General features: G+C 51.0%; 4 protein-coding genes and 1 pseudogene. All 5 read right to left on the reverse strand.

Annotated elements, in window-relative coordinates; genetic code table 11:
- Nucleotides 1-8: 8 nt before the first annotated feature.
- Entirely contained in the window at nucleotides 9-935 is a 927-nt protein-coding gene (locus tag IQ235_RS17795; RefSeq protein ID WP_264322760.1) for a pentapeptide repeat-containing protein, read from the reverse strand.
- A gap of 33 nt (nucleotides 936-968) precedes the next feature.
- Complete coding sequence (locus IQ235_RS17800) at nucleotides 969-1,877, reverse strand: ChaN family lipoprotein (protein ID WP_264322761.1); 909 nt, start codon at nucleotides 1,875-1,877, stop codon at nucleotides 969-971.
- Nucleotides 1,878-1,937: 60 nt separating this feature from the next.
- Entirely contained in the window at nucleotides 1,938-3,176 is a 1,239-nt protein-coding gene (locus tag IQ235_RS17805) for a class I SAM-dependent methyltransferase (protein WP_264322762.1), read from the reverse strand.
- 102 nt (nucleotides 3,177-3,278) lie between these two features.
- The gene (locus tag IQ235_RS17810; protein ID WP_264322763.1) at nucleotides 3,279-4,577 is read right to left on the reverse strand and encodes an AAA family ATPase; all 1,299 of its coding nucleotides are present in this window, start codon (nucleotides 4,575-4,577) and stop codon (nucleotides 3,279-3,281) included.
- 128 nt (nucleotides 4,578-4,705) lie between these two features.
- Nucleotides 4,706-5,427: pseudogene (locus IQ235_RS17815) on the reverse strand (AarF/ABC1/UbiB kinase family protein); the annotation flags it as partial.

Consider the following 5,427-nt stretch of genomic DNA (forward strand, 5'->3'; position numbering starts at 1 on the left):
CTCCGAGCCTATCGCGGTACGTTCACCGCACCATTCTCCCGCAACCACTGCTTTTGAGCGTCAGTTAACCCAATAGCCCCACCAAATGCTGCTCCGGCAACGTCGCTTCGGGAAAAGTTTACCCCCTCCCAGGTGGTATTTTCTAAATTTGCATCTCGTAAATTGGCTTTGGTCAGATCGACGGTCGATAAAGTCGCCCCTTCCAGATTGGCGGCAAATAAAGATGCACTGGTAAAGTCGGCGTTCTCGATGCTGGCTCGATCGAAGTTCGCTTCGAGAAATTCAGCTTCGGTGGCAATTGCTCCAACAATCCGAACGTTTCGGAAATCTGCCGAGATCGCATCAGCTTGAGTCAAATCGACATTCTCTAGGATCGCCCCAGCAAAAATCGCACCTTCCAAGTTGGCGTGCAACCCCAAACATCCATCGAGATGCGCCTCGAAAAAGTTGGCCCGATGCAGATTTGCCCCGCTGAAATTTGTTTGAGACAATCGACTCTGACTCAAATTTGCCCGTTCTAAATTTGCCCCGCTAAAATTAGCTGCCTCGGCGTGGGCTTCTCGGAAATCTGCCCGATCGAATTTTGCGGAAATCCCTTGCACTCCGTTAAGATTAGCTCCGTAGAAAATCCCTCGACTCGCCAAAGCTTCCCGCAAATCGGCATTCTCGAAGTTGGCACTGTTGAGTTCTGCCTCCGAGAGATTCGCCCGCACCAGACTCGCCCCGCACAAGCGGGCAAACATGAGAGTGGCGCGACTAAAATCGGTTTCTTGGCAAGAGGCACCGGATAAATTTGCGCCTCGCAAGTAGGCTGCGACAAACCCAATACCGTCGAGGTTCGCCCGTTGTAAATCGATACGGCTCAATTCTGCACCGTTGAGCGATTGTCCGTTTTGAATGCGAGAGAGGGCTTCGTCAGGAGTTAATAGTGCCATATCGATCGAGTTTTAGGAGGGTCGGAATCTAACTCAATTGAACCAAAAATAGTCGGCGATCGCCTCAGTTTCGGATGTCTGGGTCTCTGATGTCAATTCCGGTTCCGGCGCGCCGAACAATACCGAACGCCCGATGGCATCGAAGGCAGCCAGTCGTCGGGCGACGCGACTGGGAATTCCGTAACCGTAAACGATATGCCCGCGCCCCGCAATGGCAACGATTTGGGTGTCGGGGTTCCCCTGGTAGAACTGGGCAATTTTTTCGGCCATGGTTTCATCCCACAACACCTGGGCGGCAAAAAAGCGCTCGAAGCCATCGCTATTGCCATGTCCCCCGTGTTGGTGAGCGCTGAAGACTTCTAGCAGCATCTGACGGTATCCCTCGTGGGTGGTGTCGATTTCGTCGATGGGGGGGATATGCTCGAAATCGGCAGGTTCGAGGCTTTCTAAGCCCGTACCGGCGACTTTACGGGTGATTTCTGTGGGGGTATTAAGTGCGAGTACTGGCAATTGACGGGCTTTGGCAAATCGCAGCAGGGGGGCGTAGGATTCCCAAGGGAAGCCCCAACGCGTATCGTACTCCGTGCGTTCTCGAAGCTGTTCCTCGGTGATGTTTCCGGCGAGGTAATCGTCGAGAACCCCTTGAAACGGACGCTGAAACATTTCTAGGGCGATCGCCATATTTGGATTTTCTTGGTGTAATGCTTCAAGAATCTCCAGTTGTCCTTGACGATCTGCGGGGCGATCGTGGGTTTCTCCTAAGTAGATAATATCGGCGGTTTTCAGCTCTTGTAAAATTCGATCGTTGGTGGTGGTTTGTTCGTCGGACATTGCCACCGGAACTGGAGAAACCGTCGATACCCGAGCGCAAGCACCCGATGACAGCAGTAAAACCAGACCTAACGAACAGGCATAAAATTGGGAAGTGAGATGGATTTTCATGAATGGGAATTGATGTTGATTTTCGCCATTTCCGTCAGCATTTAGATATTCGGTTTAACCTTAACCCGATGTCATACTACCGGTGGGTTCCGTGAGTCCCGTTAGCATTTGCCCTTTCTCGGTTTCTGATAACCCCCGACTTTGCACCAAGACTCCAAATCCCCCCAACCCCATGGGATCGATGAGGGAGTGAAGAACTTGGCGACGTTGCATAATCGTGGCGATATCTCGGGCAGTGGCCGTTCGCCCATCTCCGGATGCATCTTGCCGCCCCAGTGTGGAAAGGCGTTCTCCCCACCCCAGCGCCATCAGAAATAGCCCTTGCTGGGTAAATCCGACGGTGGATAAACCGCACTGCTCTCCTTGCTGCTCTAAGGCGGTAAAATTGACGTGGGCGGTGATGTCTTGATGGCCGACATTGATATAGGGGTTGTCGTGATATCGATGCTGGTAGTAGCACTGCAAGGTTCCGCTCGATCGACCCAAACTGTAGTAACGCCGAGCATTATGGCCGTAGTCGATCGTCAGCAGGTAGCCCCGTTGCAACCGTCCGGCGACGGTTTCGATCCAATCGAGGGCGGCAAGATTCACTTCACTTCTAAAACCGTCGGGATAGGTACTCAAATCGATACCCATTGTCTGGAAATATCGATCGATTTTGGGGGTGGAAAGTTCGCCGATCGATTCGCTAAATTGCGCTCCGTTTTCTTCAGTCTTTTCTGAAATTTCGGAGGATGTGGTGACGTAAATTTCTTGCAGTTTTCCCCCATTCACAACAAACTGATGCACGGGAAAGGCATCAACCAGTTCGTTGGAAAAGCAACAACCAATAATTGAATTTGGGGGGATTTCTTCCCATTCACACCAGCGAATTGATATTGTCTGAAATTGCCGTTTGAGTCGCTGTTCTTGTTCTTTTTTTAAGGCAGAAGATTTCTCAACTATAATATACTCGATCGCGTCAAAAAAATCAAGATGTTTTTGCTGAATATACGTTAAAATATCCCCGGCTAAAATACCTTGTCCCGCGCCCATTTCCATTAAATGAAACGGTTTTGGACAGCCCAAAACTTGCCACATTTGGAAAAACTGCTCGGCAAGGGTTTCTCCAAAATCCGAACATAAATGCACGGAGGTCACAAAGTCTCCCGGCGCACCTAATTTTCCTTTGCCATTGTAATAGCCGTACTGGGGATGGTACAGTACCCAGTTCATATATTCAGCAAAAGTTATTCGCCGTTGAGCACTTTGTTGAATGTGGCGATCGATGAATTGACATAAACTGGGATTAGAAGTCATTTGATGCGCGGGCAATGGGAAATGACAAACGAACGATTGACAATTGATGAGTCCTTCTTTGTCCTTGTCTTTCTTTCCGAATTCCGAATTCCGAATTCTCAATTAAGGAGTCGGTTGATGGGAACCAATTAAACTGCCATCAGACTTTTGATATAGCTCCATCGGAATTTTCGATCGATTGCTAATTGCAGTCAATCCATCAATAAGAATACGTTTGTGCTCTTCGATGCGAGTGCGAGTGTCGATATCCCCTTGCGCGTTCGAGTTGCGGGTGAGATTGCGAATATATTCGATATACAGCGGCAGCACGAACACCTTAATCTTCTCGCGACTGCTGGTATATTCGCAGATAACGATCGGGCCGACACACAAATCTTTGAGTTCCGCGCGCGCTCGATCGAGTGCCTGCACCTGCCGTCGGATGGCGGTGGTTCCCTGCAAAATTTGAGCGTAAGATTGCACCAGGATCTGAGCTTGGGGATACAAGGAGCTACCCTCGGGCACTTGTCCGGCGGCCCCAATGCCCTGTTGCCAATGGGACACCGCCTGATTCCACTTGCGCTGTTCTTGCAGGGTTTTCGCCCGATCGGCTAGCCGGATCGCTTCATTATAAAAGTTGGTGGCGATTTGCTCTTGGGTTCGCCGTTCCCTCGCCGTCACGAATTGTGGTTCGTAATCCGCAAACAGTTCCTCCGCACGTTCTTCAGCCAAGGTTCCTTGAGGAACCCGTCGCAAGGCCGCAATCGCCGTTTGCCAACTGGCATAGGTGAGTTGCCACTCTTCGAGGTTCTGAGCGACACTTTGCCGCGCTTGGGCGATTTCGGCAGCAGTCAGGGCGGTTTCGAGTTTTTCGCTGGCGGTTTCTTCGACGGTTTTGCGCTGTTCGATCGCCGCTAAGTTCGATCGATACTCCGAGAGTTTTTGCTGGGCGAACTCAAACGCCGGACTATTTTGAGGTACTTGTTCGAGTTCTTCGATCGCCCCTTCCCACAGCTCTTGAATCTCTTGCCACTGCTCGGTAGAATGGGGGGGATTTTGACTTTTTCGCGCTGCTAAGTTCCCTCGATTCAAAGCACCGGAGGCTTCAAGTAACATTTGCCTCTGCTCTTGATAAAATGCTTGCAACTCTTTAGCCGTACCGTAATGGGTAGACCAGCGGGGAATATCTTCTAAAAGTTCCCCAGCTTCGGCAAGCTGCTGGTTCGCAGCGATAAATGCAGCGGTCGATCGCTCCGTATCGAGTTTTTCCAGACTGTTCTGGCTCAGCTGCTGGGCGCGGGTGATGGGTTTGCACGGACCGATGGTGCAGGGACGAGTCAGCACGTATCCCAGACTCAGTACCGTAACCGCAGCCAAACCCACTCCAGCAACCCATGCCGGCAGCCAGAGTTGCCAATTCATTTGTGACGATTGCGCGACAGCTTTCATATAACTACCCCAGCCAGTTCGTAAAGGGAAAGTGTCAGCTCCAAAACCTAAGAGCAACGAGTCACATCGAGTATACGTGAAAAAGGAACTCTCGATCGAGTTTAACGACTGGTGGGTGACCCAGGGGGAAGTTTGGGTACGCGACGGGAACCTTCGGTATGTTGCACCGGATGTTGCACCGGGTTTTCATCGAGCAGGAGATTCCGAATCATCCGCGCCAAGAATCTTTGAGCTAAGTTGCTGGCAATTTCCTGACCCATGCGTTGAGTTTCCGGCTTCACCAGCAGTTGGGGAACGCGCGGCAGTAAGTCCATCGCATCGAATCCCGGCGTGTCGCGCAAGATGGTTAAAATCCGCTTGATATGTTCCAATGCTTGCCGCTCTTGAGGCACTTTTACCGACACTCGACCGTTGGACGGCACAGGTTGCTGCCAACCCAACAATTCCCCTAAAGCCGCCCTAGTACTTCGCGCGGCATCTTGGGTGAGCAAATCGACATTTTTGACCACTTCCTCGACAATACGCTCGCGAACAAAGGAACCGCGATCGGAAAAGACAAAATCTAACGCCTGGTTCAATCCCGCTCCGAGATCGTAATCATCGCTCGTACGGGCATTTTTTAGCAAATTTTCTAAGCGATTCCAACGAAAACTCCCATCCTTAAACAGGAGTTCGCGCAAAGACGTTCGTAATTCTGGGGAGGAGTCGGTCAGCAGGCGCTTGGCAACGTAGGGGTAAGCTTTGCTGAGGACTTTGAATTCGGGATCGACGTTAATGGCAATTCCTTCTAGAGTCACCAGAGATCGAATAATCAGCGCGTAGT

This window comes from Zarconia navalis LEGE 11467 (assembly GCF_015207075.1).
Classification (GTDB): domain Bacteria; phylum Cyanobacteriota; class Cyanobacteriia; order Cyanobacteriales; family Geitlerinemataceae; genus Zarconia; species Zarconia navalis.